Annotated in this window: 22 protein-coding genes; 16 read left to right on the top strand and 6 right to left on the bottom strand. The window is 70.2% G+C overall.

The window, feature by feature from the left end; all coding sequences use genetic code 11:
* The first annotated feature begins 6 nt into the window (after positions 1-6).
* The 3 genes from priA (at position 7) to E7Y32_RS15725 (ending at position 3,038) form a co-directional block, all read left to right on the top strand.
* Complete coding sequence (priA, locus tag E7Y32_RS15735; RefSeq protein WP_146337940.1) at positions 7-753, top strand: bifunctional 1-(5-phosphoribosyl)-5-((5-phosphoribosylamino)methylideneamino)imidazole-4-carboxamide isomerase/phosphoribosylanthranilate isomerase PriA; 747 nt, start codon at positions 7-9, stop codon at positions 751-753.
* 14 nt (positions 754-767) lie between these two features.
* Positions 768-1,655: an SseB family protein gene (locus tag E7Y32_RS15730; protein WP_146337939.1), complete on the top strand. Its 888-nt coding sequence runs from the start codon at positions 768-770 to the stop codon at positions 1,653-1,655.
* A gap of 63 nt (positions 1,656-1,718) precedes the next feature.
* Positions 1,719-3,038: an MFS transporter gene (locus tag E7Y32_RS15725; RefSeq protein ID WP_146337938.1), complete on the top strand. Its 1,320-nt coding sequence runs from the start codon at positions 1,719-1,721 to the stop codon at positions 3,036-3,038.
* A 142-nt stretch (positions 3,039-3,180) separates the two neighbouring features.
* Here E7Y32_RS15725 and E7Y32_RS15720 read toward each other — a convergent pair whose 3' ends face one another.
* The gene (locus E7Y32_RS15720; RefSeq protein ID WP_146337937.1) at positions 3,181-3,567 is read right to left on the bottom strand and encodes a DUF1844 domain-containing protein; all 387 of its coding nucleotides are present in this window, start codon (positions 3,565-3,567) and stop codon (positions 3,181-3,183) included.
* 393 nt (positions 3,568-3,960) lie between these two features.
* On the opposite strand from E7Y32_RS15720, the gene infC reads away from it, so the two are divergent.
* From infC to E7Y32_RS15700, 4 genes are all read left to right on the top strand, one after another.
* Positions 3,961-5,028: a translation initiation factor IF-3 gene (gene infC, locus E7Y32_RS15715; protein ID WP_261382480.1), complete on the top strand. Its 1,068-nt coding sequence runs from the start codon at positions 3,961-3,963 to the stop codon at positions 5,026-5,028.
* Positions 5,029-5,143: 115 nt separating this feature from the next.
* Entirely contained in the window at positions 5,144-5,338 is a 195-nt protein-coding gene (gene rpmI, locus E7Y32_RS15710; RefSeq protein ID WP_009358635.1) for a 50S ribosomal protein L35, read from the top strand.
* Positions 5,339-5,457: 119 nt separating this feature from the next.
* Entirely contained in the window at positions 5,458-5,925 is a 468-nt protein-coding gene (rplT, locus tag E7Y32_RS15705; RefSeq protein WP_146337935.1) for a 50S ribosomal protein L20, read from the top strand.
* 65 nt (positions 5,926-5,990) lie between these two features.
* A complete protein-coding gene (locus tag E7Y32_RS15700) occupies positions 5,991-6,896 on the top strand; it encodes an RNA methyltransferase (protein ID WP_146337934.1) in 906 nt (301 codons plus the stop codon).
* 105 nt (positions 6,897-7,001) lie between these two features.
* Here the strand turns inward: E7Y32_RS15700 and E7Y32_RS15695 are convergent, their stop codons facing one another.
* Positions 7,002-7,268: a GlsB/YeaQ/YmgE family stress response membrane protein gene (locus tag E7Y32_RS15695; protein ID WP_146338801.1), complete on the bottom strand. Its 267-nt coding sequence runs from the start codon at positions 7,266-7,268 to the stop codon at positions 7,002-7,004.
* 228 nt (positions 7,269-7,496) lie between these two features.
* Here E7Y32_RS15695 and E7Y32_RS15690 point away from each other — a divergent pair, with 228 nt between their 5' ends.
* Complete coding sequence (locus E7Y32_RS15690; RefSeq protein WP_146337933.1) at positions 7,497-8,417, top strand: cation diffusion facilitator family transporter; 921 nt, start codon at positions 7,497-7,499, stop codon at positions 8,415-8,417.
* 49 nt (positions 8,418-8,466) lie between these two features.
* Here E7Y32_RS15690 and E7Y32_RS15685 read toward each other — a convergent pair whose 3' ends face one another.
* Positions 8,467-9,675 (bottom strand): MFS transporter, encoded by a 1,209-nt coding sequence (locus E7Y32_RS15685; protein ID WP_146337932.1) that lies wholly within the window; start codon positions 9,673-9,675, stop codon positions 8,467-8,469.
* Between the two features lie 177 nt (positions 9,676-9,852).
* Here E7Y32_RS15685 and E7Y32_RS15680 point away from each other — a divergent pair, with 177 nt between their 5' ends.
* From E7Y32_RS15680 to E7Y32_RS15665, 4 genes are read left to right on the top strand one after another with little or no spacing between them, the layout of a single operon-like run.
* Entirely contained in the window at positions 9,853-10,296 is a 444-nt protein-coding gene (locus E7Y32_RS15680) for a (deoxy)nucleoside triphosphate pyrophosphohydrolase (protein ID WP_146337931.1), read from the top strand.
* 42 nt (positions 10,297-10,338) lie between these two features.
* Complete coding sequence (locus tag E7Y32_RS15675; protein ID WP_146337930.1) at positions 10,339-11,496, top strand: Re/Si-specific NAD(P)(+) transhydrogenase subunit alpha; 1,158 nt, start codon at positions 10,339-10,341, stop codon at positions 11,494-11,496.
* Positions 11,496-11,858, top strand: coding sequence for an NAD(P) transhydrogenase subunit alpha (locus tag E7Y32_RS15670; protein ID WP_146337929.1), 363 nt, complete (start codon positions 11,496-11,498; stop codon positions 11,856-11,858). The genes E7Y32_RS15675 and E7Y32_RS15670 overlap by 1 nt, the downstream gene beginning before the upstream one ends.
* Positions 11,855-13,228 carry an NAD(P)(+) transhydrogenase (Re/Si-specific) subunit beta gene (locus E7Y32_RS15665; RefSeq protein ID WP_146337928.1) on the top strand — a complete coding sequence of 458 codons (1,374 nt, stop codon included), beginning with the start codon at positions 11,855-11,857 and terminating at the stop codon, positions 13,226-13,228. Before E7Y32_RS15670 ends, E7Y32_RS15665 begins: the two co-directional genes overlap by 4 nt.
* 76 nt (positions 13,229-13,304) lie before the next feature.
* On the opposite strand, the gene E7Y32_RS15660 is transcribed toward E7Y32_RS15665, so the two are convergent.
* Complete coding sequence (locus E7Y32_RS15660; protein WP_146337927.1) at positions 13,305-14,453, bottom strand: Rv2578c family radical SAM protein; 1,149 nt, start codon at positions 14,451-14,453, stop codon at positions 13,305-13,307.
* A 79-nt stretch (positions 14,454-14,532) separates the two neighbouring features.
* On the opposite strand from E7Y32_RS15660, the gene pcp reads away from it, so the two are divergent.
* Complete coding sequence (gene pcp / locus E7Y32_RS15655) at positions 14,533-15,174, top strand: pyroglutamyl-peptidase I (RefSeq protein ID WP_146337926.1); 642 nt, start codon at positions 14,533-14,535, stop codon at positions 15,172-15,174.
* Positions 15,175-15,185: 11 nt separating this feature from the next.
* Here the strand turns inward: pcp and E7Y32_RS15650 are convergent, their stop codons facing one another.
* Both E7Y32_RS15650 and E7Y32_RS15645 read right to left on the bottom strand, forming a co-directional pair.
* Positions 15,186-15,824, bottom strand: coding sequence for an SIMPL domain-containing protein (locus tag E7Y32_RS15650; RefSeq protein ID WP_146337925.1), 639 nt, complete (start codon positions 15,822-15,824; stop codon positions 15,186-15,188).
* Entirely contained in the window at positions 15,821-16,255 is a 435-nt protein-coding gene (locus tag E7Y32_RS15645) for a hypothetical protein (RefSeq protein WP_146337924.1), read from the bottom strand. The genes E7Y32_RS15650 and E7Y32_RS15645 overlap by 4 nt, the downstream gene beginning before the upstream one ends.
* Before the next feature lie 272 nt (positions 16,256-16,527).
* Between E7Y32_RS15645 and pheS the strand changes: the two genes are divergently transcribed.
* Genes pheS through E7Y32_RS15630 form a run of 3 tightly spaced genes read left to right on the top strand, consistent with a single transcriptional unit; the run spans position 16,528 to position 20,861 of the window.
* A complete protein-coding gene (gene pheS / locus E7Y32_RS15640; protein ID WP_146337923.1) occupies positions 16,528-17,589 on the top strand; it encodes a phenylalanine--tRNA ligase subunit alpha in 1,062 nt (353 codons plus the stop codon).
* A 2-nt stretch (positions 17,590-17,591) separates the two neighbouring features.
* Complete coding sequence (gene pheT / locus E7Y32_RS15635) at positions 17,592-20,135, top strand: phenylalanine--tRNA ligase subunit beta (RefSeq protein ID WP_146337922.1); 2,544 nt, start codon at positions 17,592-17,594, stop codon at positions 20,133-20,135.
* Positions 20,136-20,180: 45 nt separating this feature from the next.
* The gene (locus E7Y32_RS15630) at positions 20,181-20,861 is read left to right on the top strand and encodes a 4'-phosphopantetheinyl transferase superfamily protein (RefSeq protein WP_146337921.1); all 681 of its coding nucleotides are present in this window, start codon (positions 20,181-20,183) and stop codon (positions 20,859-20,861) included.
* The last annotated feature ends 9 nt before the right edge of the window (positions 20,862-20,870 follow it).

Below are 20,870 nucleotides of genomic sequence, written 5' to 3'. Positions count from 1 at the left end.
CCTACGATGACCACCGAAACCCCGCTGCCGGTACTCGAGCTGCTCCCCGCCGTCGACGTCGTCAACGGCCAGGCCGTGCGCCTGGTCCAGGGCGAAGCCGGCAGCGAAACCAGCTACGGCACCCCACTGGAGGCCGCGCTCAACTGGCAGGACCAAGGCGCCGAATGGGTCCACCTCGTGGACCTCGACGCCGCTTTCGGCCGGGGCTCCAACGCCGAACTGCTGCGCGAGGTCGTCGGCCGGCTGGACATCAAGGTGGAGCTCTCCGGCGGCCTGCGCGACGACGAGTCGCTGGAAAAAGCCCTCGGCCTCGGCGTGGCCCGGGTTAACCTCGGCACCGCGGCGCTGGAGAACCCCGAGTGGACGCAGCGCGTGATCGAGCGCTTCGGCGACAAGATCGCCGTCGGCCTCGACGTCCGCGGCACCACCCTCGCCGGCCGCGGCTGGACCAAGGAGGGCGGCGACCTCTGGGACGTGCTCGGCCGACTCGAAGAGGCCGGCTGCGCCCGCTACGTCGTCACCGACGTGACCAAGGACGGCACGCTGCAGGGCCCCAACGTCGAGCTGCTGCGCCAGATGGTGGAAAAGACCGGCAAGCCCGTGGTGGCCTCCGGCGGCATCTCCAGCCTCGAGGACCTCAAAGTCCTGCGCTCCCTCGTGCCGCTCGGCGTCGAGGGCGCCATCATCGGCAAGGCCCTCTACAACGGCAACTTCACACTGCCGGAGGCGCTCGACGTCGCCGGCCGCCGCTAGGGAGACCCCCGCCCATGGAGCACAAGCCGCTGCCCGGCCACATCGCCGCCGCCCTCGCCGGTGCCGGGGGCGCAACGGACTCTGCCGGGCAGCCCTGGGCCGGGCGCAGCCTGAGCGGTGACGACGCAAAGATCCACAACTTCGAGGACGACGACGGCGCCGCCGACGCCGGCTACCGCGCAGCGCTGGCGGCCCTCGCCGCCGGCACCGGCGACGAGGCGGCGGTCGTGGCATCGCTGGCCACCGCCCGCGTCTTTGTACCGATCCTCGCCCGGCTCGCCGAAGAGGGCGACGCACTGGCCGGCCAGGAGGGCAAGGAACACCACAGCGGGGAACTGCACGGCGACAAACAGGCGGACATGGCCCTGGTGACCCTGCAGGCGCCGGACGGCCGGACCGCGCTGCCGGTCTTCACCTCGGCGGCTGCGCTGGCCGCCTGGCACGCCGAGGCGCGGCCCGTGGCGGTCTACGCCGCGCGGGCGGCGCTTTCCGCCGTTGCCGAGGGCGCCGAACTGCTCGTCCTGGATCCCGGCTCAGCTGCCACCTTTGTGGTCCGCCGGCCCGCCGTCTGGGCCCTGGCCCGGCAGCACAGCTGGACGCCGAGCTACAGCGATCCGGCGGTGGCCGAAGCGGTCGGAACCGCGGCGGCGGGGCTTCCGGCGCTCCGGCGCGTAGAAATCCAGCCCGGCGGGGGAGTGGCGTCGGCGCAGGCCGGCGGCGGCCAGCTACCCGGCGGCGGTGCGGGCCCGGAGCTGCGCATGGTGCTGTACCTTGAAGACGGGCTCGACGCCGCCGCGGTGCAGTCCCTGGTGGCCGGGCTGAACGACGCGCTGGCCCGGAATGAAACATTTGCCGAGCGGGTTGACTCGATCGACATCAAGTTGCAGCGCGCAGCACCCTAGCCGACGGCCGGCACTGACACTTCCGGGTGCTGCCCACGGCAGTACACAAAGGAAAGCAGTTTCGTGAATTTCGCGCTCTACCGGGACCTGCTGGCCGTGAGGCCCATCAGGAACCTCCTGCTCGTCGGCATGGTCGCCCGCATCCCGCACTCCGCGGCCGGGGTGCTGCTGACGCTGCACATCGTCCTCAGCCTGGGACAGGGCTACGCCGCCGCCGGCGCCGCCGCGGCCGTCATGACCATTGGGATCGCCGTCGGCGCCCCCTGGCGCGGGCGCCGGGTGGATACCGTGGGCCTGCGCCGGGCACTCATCCCCTCCGTCGTCTCCGAGACCGTCATCTGGTCGATCGTGCCGCATGTGGGCTACGAACTGCTGCTGCCCCTGGTGTTTGTGGGCGGCCTGCTGACCCTGCCGATCTTCAGCGTGGTGCGCCAGTCGCTGGGCATCCTCGCCGGCGGCGAACAGCGCCGGACCGCCTTCGCCCTGGACGCGATCAGCACGGAACTGGTCTTTATGATCGGCCCGGCAGCGGGCGCCGTCATCGCCACCGCGGGTTACTCTGCGCTCGGCCTGACCGTGGTGGGCGTGGCCACCTCCCTCTCCGGGCTGTTCCTGATGTGGATCAACCCGCCCACGCGCAGCGCCGACCCCGGCGCGGAACCGGCCGCGGCCTTCGAAGCCGGCCAGCAGGAAGGCGCGGAAAGCGCGCTCGTCGCCGCGGCGCCCCATGTGCAGGAAGCCGCGGCCGAGCTTGCACCGCTGGCCGCCGCAGAGCAACGCCGACAGGACCGCCTGGGCCTGCGGCACCGGGTCGCCCACAACTTCACCTGGTTCACGGCCGGCGTGGCGGCGGTCTTCGCCGTCGCGGCCGGTGCCGGCATGGTCCTCAGTGGCACCGACGTCGGCATCGTCGCGGCACTGGAGAGGGGCGGGCACCAGGCCGAAATCGGCATCGTCTTCCTGTTCTGGTGCGCGGCATCGGTGCTGGGGGGACTGGTCTACGGCGCCATGCACCGGCCCGTGTCCCCGGTCCTGCTGCTCCTGGGCATGTCCGCGCTGACCCTTCCGATGGCCTTCGCGCAGGACACCTGGACGCTCGCCCTGCTCTCGCTGCTCCCGGGCCTGCTGTGCGCGCCGGTGCTCTCCGCGGCGTCGGAGAAGGTCGCAGCCCTGGTCGAGGAGGGGCGCCGCGGCGAGGCGATGGGCTGGTACGGCTCGGCCCTCACCGGCGGCGTGGCACTCGGAGCACCGCTGGCCGGGCTCTTTATTGACGGCGTCGGCCCGGGGGCTGGCTTCGTCTCGGTGGGGCTGGCCGGCGTGGTGCTGTGCCTGGTGGGACTGGTCCTGCAGCGCCGCCGCAGGCGGCGGCTCGCCGCGGCCTGACCGGCTCCGCCTCCCGCCGGGCCTGCTCACCGGCGCCCGGTCAACGGCGCCCGACTCACAACGCCCGGTTAAGCGACGACGGCGGCGGCCGGCCCCCTGGGGTCCGCCCGCCGCCGTCGTCGTTGGCTGCCAGTGCTGGTGCCTAGTTGACCGGGCCGGTGTACTTCTCGCCCGGGCCCTTGCCCGGAGCGTCCGGAATGACGGATTCTTCGCGGAACGCGAGCTGCAGGGAACGCAGGCCGTCGCGCAACGGGCCGGCGTGCTGGGAACCGATCTCCGGCGCCGCGGAGGTAACAAGTCCGGCCAGCGCCGTGATCAGCTTACGAGCTTCGTCGAGGTCCTTGAGCTCTTCGGCGTTGTCCTCGGCAGCCAGGCCAAGCTTCACCGCGGCGGCGCTCATCAGGTGGACGGCCGCGGTGGTGATGACCTCGATCGCGGGGACCTCGGAGATGTCTCGGATCTGCTGGGAGACGTCGGGCTGGGCGTCGGCCGGCTGGTAAACGTGTGAATTACTATCTGAAGTGCTCATGCTGGTAAGCTTGTCACAGACCGACTGAATGTCGTTATTTCTGCGGCTTTAAGCAACACCTGGAACCCGCCGGCGCACATGTGCGTTGAACGGGTGCCTCTCTGTAGAATGGCAGTCAGTTTGCAAGCGGAGTTCTCTCCCACCCGCGTCAACCGCACATATTCCTCACGGAATCAAGGTTGCCGGGTACCTGGTCGGGCATTCTTCCCGGGCTTCACGCCCGGCGAGGGACGCATGCCGCCTCCTCACGGGGGAGGGCAACTCCGATCTTCGAGGCCTTCGATTGCTCCGGCAATTGGAGGCCTTCTTCATTTGCCGGCGAAGTACCCCCACGAACACAGGAGCTTTAACATTAGCGAGCCAAGAATCAATGAGCGTATCCGCGTCCCCGAGGTGCGGCTGGTCGGCCCTGCAGGTGAACAGGTAGGAGTCGTCCGTATTGAGGATGCCCTGCGTTTGGCTGCCGAGTCCGATCTTGATCTCGTTGAAGTTGCACCGCAGGCAAAGCCTCCGGTGTGCAAGCTGATGGACTTCGGCAAGTACAAGTACGAAGCCGCTGTTAAGGCACGTGAGGCCCGGAAGAACCAGACCAACACGGTCCTGAAGGAAATCCGTTTCCGGCTCAAGATCGACACGCACGACTACGAGACCAAGCGCGGCCACGCGCTCCGGTTCCTCGGCGCCGGCGACAAGGTCAAGGCCATGATCCAGTTCCGCGGCCGCGAGCAGCAGCGCCCCGAGATGGGCATCCGCCTGCTCCAGCGCTTCGCCGACGACGTCGCCGAAGTGGGCGTTGTGGAGTCCAGCCCGCGCATCGACGGCCGCAACATGGTCATGGTGGTGGGTCCGCTGAAGAACAAGGCCGAAGCCAAGGCAGAGGCCCGCCGTGCAACGCAGCGCGCAGAAGCCAAGGCCGAGAACGAAGCCAAGGCCTCCGGCCGCGTCGACACGTCGGGCCCGGATGCGCCGATGACGCAGTCGCTCGCCGACCTCCTGCCCGAGGGCTACCAGGTCCGCACCGAGGCCACCGAAGCCGAGGCGCCGGAAACGGCGGCTCCGGCAACGGAAGCCCCCGCCGTCGAGGAGCCCAAGGCAGAGGAGCCCAAGGCACCCGAGACCGCGGCCGCAAAGGCTCCGGCCGAAGCGGCCCCGGCTACGGAAGAGCCGAAGCAGGAGGCCCCCAAGGCCCCGGCGGCAGCTCCGAAGCAGGCGGCCCCCAAGGCCGACGCGAAGCCGGCAGTAAGCAAAGCGCCGGCTGCTCCTAAGGCCGCGGCCCCCAAGGCTGCACCGAAGGCGCCCGCTGCTGTGGCACCCGCCGCCGCGACGCCGGCTGCCGAGAAGCCCGCGCCGAAGCCGGCCGCGGCTCCCAAGCCGGTAGCCCGGCCTGCGGCGCCGAAGCCTGCGGCTCGGCCGGCGGCCCCCAAGGCCGCCCCGAAGCCGGGCAGCAAGAAGACTAACTAGTTCACGGCTGCCGGACAGCAATGTCCGGCAGCAAGCAACCAGCACGCCGCCCGCAGGGGTGGCTGCACGAAAGACTGCAGACCTGGTCTGCGGATACGTAAGGAGATCGGTTCCCATGCCGAAGATGAAGACCCACAGCGGTGCTAAGAAGCGCTTCAAGCTGACCGGCAGCGGCAAGCTGCGCCGCCAGCAGGCCAACCGCCGCCACTACCTCGAGCACAAGTCCTCCAGGCTGACCCGCCGCCTCGCCGGCGACAAGATCGTCTTCAAGGGCGACGCCAAGGTCATCCGGAAGATGCTCGGCATCTAAGTTCCAAGTTCTCGGATCGATTGCCACCTGGCAGCGGTCCACTACCAAAAAGGCTTCTCAGGCCAGCCGGGTTTCCCGGCAGTAGACGCTTGGGATCAGAATTCTGAAGGAGTACGCACGTGGCACGTGTGAAGAGGGCGGTCAACGCCCACAAGAAGCGCCGGGTTATCCTCGAACGCGCAAAGGGCTACCGTGGACAGCGTTCACGCCTGTACCGCAAGGCCAAAGAGCAGCTGCTGCACTCGTTCGTGTACAGCTACGGCGACCGCAAGAAGAAGAAGGGCGACTTCCGCCGCCTGTGGATCCAGCGCATCAACGCTGCGTCCCGCGCCAACGGCCTGACCTACAACCGTCTGATCCAGGGCCTCAAGGCCGCTGAGGTCGAGGTTGACCGCCGTATGCTGGCCGAGCTGGCCGTCTCCGACGCCAACGCCTTCGCCGCGCTGGTCAAGGTCGCCAAGGACTCGCTGCCCGCGGACACCTCCGCTCCGGCCGTCCACGCCGAAGCCGCTGCTGCCCCGAAGGCCGCCAAGAAGGCTCCCGCGAAGAAGCCTGCTGCCAAGAAGGCTGACGCCGAGGCCAAGTAGTCCCCGCCGCCGTCGCGAGACAGCGCCGTTCGAGAACCCCCTGCGAAAGCAACTAAGGTTCTTATATGAACGAAACCGGGCGCCCGCAAGACTTTGCACTTTCCAATCCTCGAGCCGATCGAGTGAGGAAGGTGGCACAGCTTGCCGGGCGCCCGGCCCGTTTAAAGCGCCGCGAATTCCTGGCCGAGGGCCCGCAAGCGGTCAGGGAGGCCCTGGTCCTGCACCAGCAGCGGATTGCCGCGGGGGAGCCCGGGATCGTCTATGAGGTCTACGCGAGCGAGGCCTGCCTGGACCGGCACCCGGACCTGGAGGCCCTCGCGGACGGCACCGCCGCGTACCTCGCCACCGACGAGGTGCTGGCCGCGATGGCGGACACGGTCACCCCGCAGGGCATCCTGGCGGTCTGCGGCTTCCTCGACGTCAGCCTCGACGCGGTGCTGGACGCCGGCCCGCAACTGCTCGCGGTGCTGTGCCAGGTCAGGGACCCCGGCAACGCCGGTACCGTGCTGCGGGCGGCCGACGCCGCCGGCGCGGACGCCGTCATCCTGACCGCCTCCAGCGTTGACATCTACAACCCAAAGGCCGTCCGCTCGACGGCCGGCTCCCTCTTCCACCTGCCCGTGGTGCTCGGCGCCGACGTCGAGGACCTGGCGGCCCGCTGCAAGGAACACGGCATCGGCATCCTCGCCGCGGACGGCCAGGGCCAGCTGAACCTGGACCGCCTCCAGGACGAGAACGCGGCCCGCCGCCTGGGCGCCTCCGCCGCCGGGTCCGCCTTCGCACTGGAGCAGCCGACTGCCTGGCTCTTCGGGAACGAGGCGCAGGGACTGTCCGCGGAGGAACTTGCCCTGGCCGACCACAGGGTCGCCGTGCCGGTCTACGGGGCGGCCGAAAGCCTCAACCTCGGCACCGCGGCAACGGTCTGCCTGTACGCCAGCGCCCGCTCCCAACAGCACGCCGCCTCGGCTTAGCGGACAACTGCCAAAACAAAGAGGGCGGGGGCCCACCTTTCGGTGAGCCCCCGCCGTCGTGCTTTCACCGCTGCGGCACTGCTGCCGGGACGGTGGCTTGAGAGATTACGTGCTCCGGTTGCGGCCGGTGACGGCGCCGTAGATACCGGCAACAACGAGGCCGCCGACGATGGCCAGCAGCCAGGAACCCAGATTCCAGAATTCCATCTTGCCGCCGCCGAACAGCAGGTCGCCGATCCAGCCGCCGACAATGGCGCCGACGACGCCGAGCACGAGGCTGGTGACCCAGCCGCCGCCGACCTTGCCAGGCATGATTGCCTTAACGATTGCACCTACAATGAGTCCGAGAATGATCCAGCCTAGAAAGCCCATGTCTCCTCCTACATATTCGTCGGCATTCACCTTAGGAATCCCGATTATGGCTTCAAGCTAACACAGGCGGAACCCCCTGTCAGCAACCTCACCCCCAATCGTTACGTGCCCTCCGGAAGCCCCTTCGCGGTGCATTGGCGGCCCCTGAGCGGGTACGGTATTGCTTGCGGATACCGGCCCCGGCCAGGGTCCGCGATTCCCCGAAAAACCTCCAAAGGAGAAGCTCTCTTGGCTGCAAATGGCGGTACCAAGGCGATTGTCGCGGCGCTGGCCGCCAACCTGACAATCGCCGTCCTGAAGTTCGTCGCCTACATCCTGACGTTGTCGTCATCGATGCTGGCCGAAGCGATCCACTCCCTCGCCGACTCCGGCAACCAGATCCTGCTGCTCGTGGGCGGCAAGCGCGCCAAGAAGGAAGCCAGCCCGGAACACCCCTTCGGCTACGGCCGCGAGCGGTACATCTACGCCTTCATCGTCTCGATTGTGCTGTTCAGCGTCGGCGGCCTCTTTGCCCTCTACGAAGCGTGGGGAAAGCTGCAGCACCCCCACGGCATCGAGGGCGACTTCTGGTGGGTGCCGTTGGCAGTCCTCGTCGGCGCCATCATCGCCGAGTCGTTCTCGTTCCGGACGGCCATCATGGAATCCAACCCCATCCGCGGCAAGCAGAGCTGGGTGCACTTCATCCGCAACGCCAAGCAGCCCGAACTGCCCGTGATCCTGCTGGAGGACTTCGGCGCCCTGGTGGGGCTGGTCTTCGCGCTGTTTGGCGTGAGCCTGACGCTGCTCACCGGCAACGGCGTCTGGGACGCCCTGGGCACCGCCATGATCGGCCTGCTGCTGGTGGCGATCGCCGCGGTGCTGGCCGTGGAAACGAAGTCACTGCTCCTCGGCGAGTCCGCGACCAAGACCGACGTCGCGAAGATCCGCGGCGCCATCGAATCCGACGGCACCCGGATCATCCACCTCAAGACCATGCACCTTGGCCCCGAGGAACTGCTGGTCGCGGCCAAGATCAGCATCAGCCACTCCGATACCGGCCGGGAGGTTGCGGCCGCGATCGACGCCGCCGAGACCCGGATCCGGGACGCCGTGCCGACGGCGCGGGTCATCTACCTGGAGCCGGACCTGGAGCGCGTCACCGCCGGCTAGGCAACCGCTGCCGCTGAGGGGCCGCTGGGCCGGAACCGCACACTGCGGACTACCGGACCAGCGGCCTCCTGCGTTCCACCGCCCCGCTGAGCACCGCGACGCCGAGGCCCAGGATAGCCAGTACCGCCCCCACCAGGGCCGGGGCCACGTAGCCCCAGCCCCAGGCGATGACGAGTCCGCCGAGGAAGGCGCCCAGGGCGTTCGCCACGTTCAGGGCGGCGTGGTTCAACGAGGACGCCAGCGACGGCGCGTCGGGCGAGGCGTCGAGGAGGCGGGTCTGCAGCGCCGGCACGAGCATGGAACCGGCCGCGCCCACCACGAACACCATCACGTAGGCGGACCAGGGCCAGTGCACCGCCACCGCGTACACCACAAGCGCCACCGCCACGCCAGGCAGGACCCAGTAGATGGTGCCCATCACGGACCGGTCCGCGATGCGGCCGCCGACGATGTTGCCCGCCACCATGCCCACGCCGTAGAGCGCGACGACGAGCGGCAGCCACTCCGCGGGAATGCCGGCCACCGAGGTCATAGTGTGGGCGATGTAGGTGTAGGTGGCGAAGAAGCCGCCGAAGCCGACGATGCCGATCAGGATGGCGAGCCAGACCTGCAGCCGTTTCAGCGCGCCGAGTTCGCGCCGGATGCTGGCGTCGGCGTGCGGCTTTTGGAACGGCACGAACTTCCAGAGCATCAACATGGTGGCGACGCCGATCAGGCCCACCAGCAGGAAGAGCAGGCGCCAGCCGAAGTTCTGGCCCAGCCAGGTCCCGAACGGCACGCCGACCACGTTGGAAACCGTGAGGCCGGCCATCACCATGGAGATCGCCCAGCCGCGCCGGGTCGGGGCCACCAGGGACGAGGCGATGACCGCGGCCACGCCGAAGAAGGCGCCGTGCGGCAGCCCTGCGGCGAAGCGGGACACCAGCATGGTGCCGTAGTCCGGGGCGATGAAGGAGCTGAGGTTGGCGAGGCTGAAGAACAGCATCAGACCCAGCGCGAGGTGCTTGCGCGGCAGTTTGGCTCCGACCGCGGCCAGCACCGGGGCGCCGACCACCACACCCAGGGCGTAGGCGGAGATCAGGTGCCCCGCCTCCGGAGTGCCGATGTTCAGGCCGTGCTCCACTTCCTTGAGCAGGCCCATCATGGTGAACTCCGTGGTGCCGATGCCGAACCCGCCCATGGCGAGGGAGATGATGGCGAGGGCGAGGTGGCGGGTGCCGGTTTTGGGCGTCGCGGGGGCGTCTTTGGTGATGGTCATCCGTCTGCTTTTCGGGAACGATCCCGGCCGGGGCCAGGAGAACGAGGCGTGGTGGATCGGCTTGTGCTGTCAGTGGGGGCAACGCAGGACGCGGGCCACAGTATTCCGTCGCCGGGCGTGGCGCGTCACACCATTGTCCCCCGGCAGCGGGCCCCGGGGGCCCCTAGACTGGTGGACGTGACTGAACTCATCAGCGTCGTCGGCGGCGCAGTAGTGGATTCCCTGGCCGCCCCCCGGACCCTCCTGGTGGCCCGGCGGACGGCGCCGCCCCAGTTCGCCGGCATGTGGGAGTTCCCCGGCGGGAAGGTGGATCCGGGCGAGGCCCCGGAGGGGGCCCTGCACCGTGAACTGTACGAGGAGCTCGGCGTGGAGGTCCGGCTGGGGGCGGAACTGCCCGCCGAGGCGCCGTCCGGGTGGCCGCTGAACGAACGGGCAGCCATGCGGGTCTGGTTCGCCGAGCTGGCCGCTGGCACGCCGCAGCCGCTGGAGGACCACGACGAGCTGCGCTGGGTGCCGCTGGCGGACCCGGCGGAGGTCCTGGGTCTGCCCTGGATCCCGGCCGACCTGCCGATCGTCGAAGCGCTCCTGGCAGCCGTGGCGGCCGAACCCTCGCCAAACTGAGCACGGTGTGCCTACTCTTGGGCCAACCGAGAGGAGCTGGGCGTGCAGGTCGGGGTCAGACGGGAAGAGCGGGCGGGCGAACGCCGGGTTGCGGCGACACCGGAGACGGTGCGGCAACTGACGGGCCTGGGCCTGGCACTGCTGGTGGAGTGCGGGGCCGGGGCCGAATCCGGCTACGACGACGCGGACTACGAGGCGGCGGGCGCGGCCCTCACCCCGGAGCTCCCGCTCAAGGCCCTCGATGTCCTTCTGCACGTCCGCCCGCTCACCCCTGAGACCGCCGCCGCCCTGCGGCCGGGCGCCGTCACCATAGGGTTCGCCTCCCCGGCCTCGGAACTGCCGGCCGTCGGGGCCCTGGCCGCCGCCGGGGTGACATCCTTTGCCCTGGAACTCGTTCCCCGGATCTCCCGCGCCCAGTCCATGGATGCCCTCAGTTCCCAGTCCCTGGTCGCCGGCTACCGCGCCGTCCTGGAAGCCGCCGTGCGGTACCCGAGGTTCTTCCCGCTCTACATGACCGCCGCCGGAACCATCCCGCCGGCCAGGGTGCTGGTCCTCGGCGCCGGCGTCGCGGGCCTGCAGGCGATCGGCACCGCCAAACGGCTTGGTGCCCGGGTCTCCGCGAACGACATCCGGGCGGCCTCCGCCGACGAGGTCGCCTCGATGGGCGGCACCTTCATCAACCTGGAACTCGATACTCGAACTGGGGGCGCGTCCGCCGAGGGCAGCGGCGGCTACGCCCGGGAGCTCGGCGAGGACCGGGCCGCCCGGCAGCGCGCGCTGCTGGCGCCGCACGTCGCAGCCGCGGACGTGCTCATCACCACGGCCGCGATCCCGGGCCGGGCCGCCCCGCTGCTCGTCACCGCAGACATGGTGGCTGGCATGCGGGCAGGTTCCGTCGTCGTGGACCTCGCCGCCGAGTCCGGCGGGAACGTCGAGGGCGTCATGGCCGGCCGGGACGTGTTGGTGCCGGTCCCCGGCGGCGCCGTGACCCTGGTGGGGATGCAGGACGCGGCGTCCGCCCTCGCCTCGGACGCGTCCCGGCTGTACGCCAAGAACGTCGCCAACCTGCTTGCGCTGATGACTTCGGACGGCACGGTGGCGCCGGACTTCGACGACGACGTCGTCGCCGGAGCCTGTCTGACCCACGACGGTGCCGTCCGCCATGCCGGCACGGCGGCAGCTATGGAGGCGCACACGTAATGGACGCAGTCACGTTACTCACGGTGGTGGTACTCGCCGTCTTTGTCGGCTTCGAGGTCGTCTCCAAGGTCACCAGCAAACTCCACACGCCGCTGATGTCCGGCGCCAACGCGATCCACGGCATCATCCTGGTCGGCGCCATCATCGTGGCGGGCCAGGCCGACGATCCCTGGCTGCTGGCCGTCGCCCTGCTGGCGGTGGCCCTCGCGACCGTCAACCTGGTGGGAGGTTTTGTGGTCACAGACCGAATGCTGGAAATGTTCGGTCCGCGGAAAGCGGCCTCCGCGCACCCGGCGGACGCCGCCGCGGACGGCGGAGGGACCCCGGCTGGAGCCGCCGGCGCGGGGGAGGAGCGCCCGTGAGCATCCTCGCCCCCGCCTGGACCGCGCTGCTCTACCTCGTCGCCGCGGTCTGCTTCATCCTCGCGCTGAAGGGCCTCAGCTCTCCCCGGACCGCCCGGCGCGGCAACGCCATCGGCGCCGCCGGGGCCGCGGTGGCCGTCGTGACCGTGTTCCTGTCCGCCCGGCTGGAGAACATCCCGCTGATCCTGGCCGCCATCGCCGTCGGCACCGCCCTGGCGGTCCCGGTCGCCCGGCGCGTGCAGATGACGCAGATGCCGCAACTGGTTGCCCTGTTCAACGGCGTCGGCGGCGGCGCCGCCGCGCTCGTCGCGGTGCTGGAACTCGGCCACAGCGGGGATTCCTGGGGCCGGCTGGCCGTCGTCTTCACCATGCTGGTCGGTGCCGTGTCCTTCGCCGGCTCGGCCGTTACGGTCGGGAAGCTGCAGGAGCTGATCAGCACCCGCCCGCTGCTGTTCCCCGGCATGCCCGTGGTCATGGTGGTTGTCCTGGCCGGCGCCCTCACCACCGGTGGCCTGGTTGTGTGGACCGGCTCGCCCGGCTGGGCCGGCGCATTGCTGGTTCTGGGCCTGGCCGCGGGGCTGCTGCTGGTGCTTCCGGTCGGCGGTGCCGACGTGCCGATTGTGATCTCGCTGCTGAACGCCTTCACCGGCCTCGCCGTGGCGGCGTCCGGGATCGTGCTTGGCAACGTGCTGCTGCTTGTCGCCGGGACACTCGTCGGGGCAAGCGGCACCATCCTGACCAAGGTGATGGCCTCCGCCATGGGCCGCGGGGTGGCCGGGATTATGTTCGGCGCCTTCCGGGGCGGGTCCACCGCGGGCTCGACCACGCTCAGCGACCGGCCGGTGCGCTCCTCCTCGGCCGAGGACGTCGCCGTGCAGCTGGGGTACGCCCAACGTGTTGTGATTGTGCCCGGCTACGGCCTGGCCGTCGCGCAGGGCCAGCACACGGTGGCGGAGCTCGCCACCGCCCTGACCGCCCGGGGAGTCGACGTCGTCTTCGCCATCCACCCCGTCGCCGGCCGGATGCCCGGGCACATGAATGTGCTGCTGGCCGAGGCCAACGTGCCCTACGAATCGCTGCGGGAACTCGAAGAGGTCAACCCCGAGTTCGCCAACACGGATATTGTCCTGGTGGTGGGCGCCAACGACGTCGTGAACCCGGCCGCCAAGTCATCGCCCGGCTCACCCATTTTCGGGATGCCCATCCTGGAGGTGGTCCAGGCCCAGCAGGTGGTGTTCCTCAAACGCTCGATGCGCCCGGGCTTCGCCGGCATTGAGAACGAGCTGCTGCACGATCCGAAGACCACCCTGCTGTTCGGCGACGCCAAGGATTCGCTCTCCAAGGTCCTCGGCGCGGTCAAGATCCTCTAGGGCGACGGGCGGGCAGGGCGACGGGTAAGGCGGGCAATCGGGCAGGGCAGCCAGGGGCTGCAGGGAGCGTGGGTCCTCAGAACAGCGTGGGCTGGGCGGCCCCGGCATGGGCCACCGGTGCGTTGCCTGCGAACGCCTGCTGGGCGGACGGGGAGGGGATGCTGCCGGCCGGGTACTGCGCCTCCTCCTCCCGGGGATCTCCGTCGAGGTCGCGGTGGCTGAACCCCGAGGAGCCCAGGAAGCCATGCCGGGCCTTGAAGTACCGGATCCGGCCGGCCAGCCAGGCCCGGTATTCCTTCGAGGCGTAGGATCCGCTGCCGTACAACCGGCGGTACTTGCCGGCGAGCTGCGGGTGCTCTTTGGCGATCCACTGCATGAACCATTCCCGGGTTCCGGGTTTGAGGTAGAGCGCCCCGGCGGTGACGCCGGTGGCGCCGGCGGCGGCGAGCGAGCCGAAGAGGGAATCCAGCGCTTCGTCGGAGTCGGAGAGCCAGGGCAGGATCGGCATCGCCATCACGCCGCAGGGAAGCCCCGCCTCACGCAGCCGGGAGACCAGTTTGAGCCGGGCCCGCGGGCCGGGGGTTCCCGGTTCCACCGACTCGGAGAGCCGCTCGTCGGTCATGGCCAGCGAGATCCCCACACCCACGGGAACCTGGGCGGCCGCGTGTTTGAGCAGCGGGATGTCGCGGGCCAGCAGTGTGCCCTTGGTGAGGATGGACAGGGGAGTGCCGGAGTCTGCGAGGGCGCCGATGATGCCGGGCATCAGCTGGTACCGGCCCTCGGCGCGCTGGTACGGGTCCGTGTTGGTGCCGAGGGCGACGTGGTGCCGCTGCCAGGAGGGCTTGGCGAGCTCCCTGCGCAGGACCTCGGCCGCGTTGATCTTGACCACCACCTGGCTGTCGAAGTCCAGGCCGGCGTCGAAGTCCAGATAGGTGTGGGTCTTGCGGGCGAAGCAGTACACGCAGGCGTGGCTGCAGCCGCGGTACGGGTTCACCGTCCACTCGAAGGGCATCCGGGAACCGGCGGCCACTTTGTTGAGCACCGATTTGGCAGTGACCTCATGGAAAGTGACCCCGGCAAACTCAGGGGTGGAGACGGAGCGCACCAGTCCGGCCAGCGGCAACAGTGCGGGAGCCGACGGGAGGGGGCCGGACGATGGGTCCCCGGTTGTCTGCTCTCCGCCTCTGGCAGCAGCCGGTTTGAGTGCCTGCGCGTCCCATCTCATGACTACATTCGAATATATGTTCGATCTTAAGTCAAGGATGTCCAGCCTGCAGCCCCCGCGGCGTTGCTAGGCTGGGCCCATGATTCTCCTGACCGGGTTCGAACCCTTTGGCGGCGAAACCACCAATCCGTCCTGGACAGCGGCGCGCGGGGCGGCGGCCCTGCTGCGGGCCGAGGGACACGAGGTCGCGGCGGTGGAGCTGCCCTGCGTCTTCGGGGACGCCATCGCCGCCCTGCAGGCCGCCCTCGCGCAGCACCGGCCGGAGCTGGTGGTCTGCGCGGGCCAGGCCGGGGGCAGGGCCCGCATCTCGCTGGAACGGATCGCGATCAACTGCGTCGACGCGCGGATCCCGGACAACGCGGGCAACGCCCCCGTCGACGAGCCCGTGGTCCCGAGCGGCCCTGCAGGCTACTTCAGCACCCTGCCGGTGAAGGCGGCGCTGGAGGCACTGGGCGCCGCCGGCATTCCCGCCGAGGTGTCCCAGACAGCCGGAACGTACGTCTGCAACCACGTGTTCTACGGCCTGATGCACGCCTTGCGGCTCGCCCCCGGCACCCGGGGCGGCTTTGTCCACGTCCCCTTCGGCCCGGACCAGGTGCCGGAGGGGAGCGGACTGGCCTCCCTGCCGCTGGAGCAGATGACGCAGGCGCTCGCCGTCGTCGTCCGGACCGCACTCGCGACGACGGCGGACCTCAAGGTTGCCGCCGGCGCCACGCACTAGCGCCGGACCGCTCAGTCCAGCAGTTCCCAGACCACGCCGACGGCTGCGGTGACGCCGGACGCGCCCGCCTCGATCGTCAGCGGCTCGGACGCCACGGCACGCTGCATCGCGGCCAAGGGGAGCGGTGGAGTAGTGCCCGGCTGCTGGGTCACGGAGATGGCCTTGCCCAGCCGTGCGCCGGCCAGTGAAGCGAAATGTTCAGCGGCCGCCCGGGCGTAGCGCCAGGCGGCTTCCCGGGCGCGGGCTTCCACCGCGGCGGGATCCGCGAAACCGAGTTCGAGTCCGTTGAGGCGCGCGTCGTCCCCGGCGGCCTCCACCGCGGCCGCAATCAGGCCGGAGGACGCCGCCAGGTCGCGAAGCCGGACGGTGAGCATACTGGAGGCCAGGTAGCCGGAGACGATCTGGCCCCGGCCCTCCTGCCAGCTGACCTCGGCCCGGACGTTCAGCCCGGTGGTGGTGATGTCCGGATTCCCGACGCCGTGCTCCCGGAGCACCGCGGTGATCGCGGACGAGGCCCGGGCGGCATCCCGGTAGGCCGCGTCCACGCCCGGGCGCCGGCATTCGACGCCGAGCGAGAGCGTCAGCAGGTCCGGCACCTCCTCTGCGGTGCCGGTGCCGGTGACCGAAATGGATCTGGGAGTTTCCGTCATGTGATGCCTCGTTCCGTTCGGGGGCCGGGAGTGGCCGGCGGGTAGCCGCCGGCCTGGAGCCCGGCATGGCGCTCAAAAAAATTCGCGGACCCGGGGTTGCCCGTCCGGATCAAGGACCAGGCCGCCGCCAGGAAGTACAGCGGCAGGAACGGCACCCCAAGGCACCAGGCGTACTGGGTGGCGTGCCGCTCTTCGTGCCCCAGCAGTACCGGGTTGGCCAGAGCCTCGTCCGGGCCTGCGCGGAAGAGCACCACGTTGCCCACGGTAAACGCCGCCGCGAACGGCAGGCGCCAGCGGTAGCCGGTGGCCAGGAGCAGGCCGCGCGGGCCGCGGCGAACCCTGGTCCGGGCACAGGCTGCCAGCAGCAGCCCCAGCGGGGTCGTTGCATTCACCACATTGGCGAGCTGCCGCAGCCGCTGTCCGGGAGTCATGAGGCCATGCTAGCGGGGCGCCCGCTGGCGGGATACGAGGAGCGCAGACGACGCCGGGCGTCGCGCGGGACCGCCGGCACGGCGCCCGCCGACGCTGCCGGCGGGCGCCGTCCCGTCACGTTCGGGCACCTAAGCCCGTTCAACTAGACTGAAGGGAAGTGCCCGCCGGAGCGATTTTTGGCGAGCCCTGCCCTTTGTCAACGCACTGGTCCCTGCTCCTGTTGAAGTCCTGGCTGCGTTGGCATGAACCGACTCGTAGCTAAGAACAGTAGATGACTGAAACTTTGCCGGGCGCCGCCGTCCCGAACCCTCTGGATGAAGCCGCCATTACCGCCGCCGTAGACCAGGCCGTCGCCGCCATTGCCGCGGCCTCGACGCTCGATGAACTCAAGGCCGTTCGGCTCGCCCACACCGGGGAAAAATCCGCGCTGAGCCTCGCCAACCGGGAAATCGGCGGCCTGCCCAAGGACCAGAAGGCTGCAGCCGGCAAGCTGATGGGCGCCTCCCGCGGACGCGTCAACAAGGCGCTCGCGGACCGCACCGCCGAGCTCGAGGCGGAGAACGACGCCCGCATCCTGGTCGAGGAGACGGTGGACGTCACCGCCGCCCCGCGCCGCCGTCGTGCCGGTGCCCGCCACCCCCTCTCCACCCTGCAGGACCGCGTCGCGGACATCTTCGTGGGCATGGGCTGGGAAATCGCCGAGGGTCCCGAGGTCGAGTCCGAGTGGTTCAACTTCGATGCGCTGAACTTCAAGCCGGACCACCCGGCCCGCGAAATGCAGGACACCTTCTTTGTGGAGCCGCCCGAGGCGCACCTGCTGATGCGTACCCACACCTCCCCGGTGCAGGTCCGCTCCATGCTCGAACGCGACGTCCCGATCTACGTGCTGTGCCCGGGCAAGGTCTTCCGCACCGACGAACTCGACGCCACGCACACCCCGGTGTTCCACCAGTTCGAGGGCCTGGCGATCGACAAGAAGCTGAGCATGGCGGACCTGCGCGGCACCCTGGAGCACTTCGCCCGGCAGATGTTCGGCGACGAGGCCCAGATCCGGCTGCGTCCCAACTACTTCCCGTTCACCGAGCCGTCCGCGGAGCTGGACATCTGGCACCCGGGCGCCAAGGGCGGCCCGCGCTGGATCGAGTGGGGCGGCTGCGGCATGGTCAACCCCAACGTGCTCCGCGCCGCCGGCATCGATCCGGACATTTATTCAGGTTTTGCCTTCGGCATGGGCATCGAACGCACCCTCATGTTCCGCAACGAGGTAGGCGACATGCGCGACATGATCGAAGGCGATGTACGTTTCAGCGAGCACTTCGGGATGGAGATCTAACAGTGCGTATCCCACTTTCCTGGCTGCGTGAATTCGCAGCCGTACCGGCCGGAGCGAGCGCCGAAGACGTGATGGCGGACCTCGTTAGGGTCGGCTTTGAAGAAGAAGCGGTCCACCGCCCCACGGACGCCCTGCAGGGCCCCGTGGTGGTGGGCCAGGTCCTGAGCATCGTCAAGGAACCCCAGACCAACGGCAAGACCATCAACTGGTGCCAGGTCCGCGTGGTCCCCGAAGGCCAGGAGCAGACTCTGACGGGCGAGGGCATCGACCCCTCCGGCGTCCAGGGCATCATCTGCGGCGCCCACAACTTCGTGGAGGGCGACAAGGTGGTGGTCACCCTCCCCGGCGCCGTGCTGCCGGGCGACTTCCGTATTTCCGCCCGGAAGACCTACGGGCACCTTTCCGCCGGCATGATCGCTTCCGTGCGCGAGCTCGGCATCGGCGAGGACCACGACGGCATCCTGGTGCTCTCCCGGATCGGGCTGGACCCGGAAATCGGCACCGACGCCATGGAGCTCCTGGGCCTCTACGACCAGGCCGCCGAAATAAACGTCACCCCGGACCGCGGCTACGCGTTCTCGATCCGCGGCGTGGCCCGGGAGTACGCCCACGCCACCGGGACGCCCTTCACCGACCCGGCGTCCAAGGTGCACGCACCCGCACACCTCACCGGCGGCTACGGCGTGAAGCTCAACGACGACGCCCCGATCTACGGCAAGCCCGGCTGCGACCGCTTTGTGGCCCGCACCGTCCGCGGCGTCGACGCCACGAAGCCGACCCCGCCGTGGATGAGCGCCCGGCTCCGGCTCGCCGGCATCCGGTCCATCTCGCTGCCGGTGGACATCTCCAACTACGTCATGCTCGAACTCGGCCAGCCGCTGCACTTCTACGACCAGGACAAGCTCTCCGGCGAAATCGTGGTCCGCCGCGCCGTCGCCGGCGAGAAGCTCAAGACCCTGGACGGCAAGGACCGCGCGCTCGACGCCGAGGACCTCCTGATCACCGACGGCTCCGGCCCGATCGGCGTCGCCGGGGTCATGGGTGGCGCCGCCACCGAGGTCAGCGATGCGACGTCGACCATCCTGATTGAAGCCGCGCACTTCGAGGAAGTCTCGATTGCCCGTTCGCGCCGCCGCCACAAGCTGCCCTCGGAGGCGTCCAAGCGCTTCGAACGCGGTGTGGACTGGCACGTCGCGCACGTGGCCGCCCAGCGCGCCGTCGACCTCCTCGTTGAGCTCGCCGGCGGCACCGCGGACGAGGCCGGGACCGACGTCGGCACCGCGCCGGACGCTGTCACCGTCGAGCTGCCCGCGGCCTTCGCCGCGGAGCGGATCGGCATCGACTTCACCGAGGAGCAGATCCTGACCTCGCTGCAGGACCTGGGCGCCGTCGTCGAGAAGACCGGCGCCGGCTACGCGGTCACGGCCCCGAGCTGGCGCACCGACCTGGAAACCAAGGAGGACCTCTCCGAGGAGATCGCCCGGCTGGTCGGCTACGACAAGATCCCCGCCACCTTGCCGGTAGCACCGCCGGGCCGCGGCCTGACCCGCGTCCAGCAGCAGCGCCGCCGACTCGTCCAGGCGCTGGCCGACGCCGGCCTCACCGAGGTGCTGGCCTACCCGTTCGTCTCCAAGGCCGCCAACGACACCTTCGGGACTCCCGGGGCCGGCACGGAGCGCAAGGCGCTCAAGCTGGCGAACCCGATCAGCGAAGAGCACGGCTACCTGCGGACCTCCATCCTGCCGGGCCTGATCGAGGTCGCCAAGCGCAACCACTCCCGCGGCTTCCGCGACCTCGCGCTGTTCGAAACCGGGCTCGTGTTCCTGCCCGGGGACACGCTGGGCACCGCCTCCATCCCGCCGCTGGGCGCCAAGCCCTCCGACGAGGTACTGGACGGCCTGTACGACGGCGTCCCCGACCAGCCGCTGTACCTCGCCGCGGTGTTGACCGGCCACGATTCCCCGGCAGCGCCGGCGCACGAGCCCCGGGCGTGGGACTGGGCCGACGCGCTGGACATCGCCCGGCTCGTCGGCGACGTCCTCGGCGTCGAGCTCGTCGTCAGCCAGGGCCAGCACCAGGCCTTCCACCCGGGACGGGCCGCCCAGCTGGCGCTCCGCAGCGGCGAGGTCCTGGGCTACGCCGGCGAACTGCACCCGAAGCTGCTCGCGGCACACGACATGCCGGCCCGCTCGGTGGCGCTGGAACTGAACGCCGACGCCCTGTTCGAGGCCGCCGCCGACGTGATCGTTGCCCGGCACATCTCCAGCTTCCCGGTAGCCACCCAGGACGTCGCCCTTGTGGTGGCGGCCGAGGTTGCCGCGGACGAGGTGCTGGCCGCCCTGCGCGAAGGCGCGGGGGAGCTGCTCGAGGACGTCACCTTGTTCGACGTCTACGCCGGCAAGGGCATCGAAGAGGGCAAAAAGTCCCTCGCGTTCAACCTGCGCTTCCGCGCCGAGGACCGAACACTGACCGCAGAGGAGGCCTCGGCGGCGCGGGACAGCGCGGTCGCGGCCGCCCACGAGCGGTTCGGCGCGGTCCAGCGCTAACGCCCGGAGGGCTACCCGGACGGGACTGACAGGAGGGCGGGACGTTTGTCGCAGCTGGTAGTGCGGTCGGTCCCGCCCTTCCGCGTCCCCGGGGCCCCCGGGCCGGCGGCGGGCACCGGCGACGAGCTGCTGGAAGCGGCAGCGCGTGAGCTGCTGGACGACGTCGAACTCGGCCGCGCCCGGGGCATGGAACCCCGGCCGCGCCAGGCCTTCGTGGCCGGCCGGCTGGCGCTGCGGCGCTTCGCGGCGGAGCTGCTGGGGGTGCCGGCGGCGGACCTCACGGCCGCCCACGACTGTCCGCTGTGCGGGCCCGGAAGTGCGCACGGCCGGCCCGGCTACACGCTGCGCGGTGAACCGGTGCCGCTGCTGCTGAGCCTCTCACGGAGCGCGGGCTGGGTCCTAATGGCTGCGGTGCCGGATCCTGCACCGGGACTCCGGCTCGGCGTCGACGTGCAGGACCCTGCGGGCACGGACTTTGCCGGATTCGACGCACTGGTGCTCGGCCCGGCGGAACGGGCGGCCCTGCACGGCCTGGCCGGCGCCGAACTCCTGGCCGGGCGCGCGAGGTTCTGGGCGCGCAAGGAGGCCTGGCTCAAGCAGAGCGGCACCGGGCTGCGGACCGCTCCGGACACCGTGGAGGTGCTGGAGCACCCCGGCATCCGGGACCTGCCGCCCGCCGAGTCCGGGCTGCCCGCGCACTTTGCTGCCGCCGTCGCCCTGGCCTGACTTCCGCAG

Origin of the sequence: Arthrobacter sp. UKPF54-2, assembly GCF_007858535.1 — a bacterium.
Classification (GTDB): domain Bacteria; phylum Actinomycetota; class Actinomycetes; order Actinomycetales; family Micrococcaceae; genus Arthrobacter.
The sequence above is the reverse complement of the archived record's forward strand: the minus strand, read 5'-3'. Positions and strand labels throughout refer to the sequence as shown.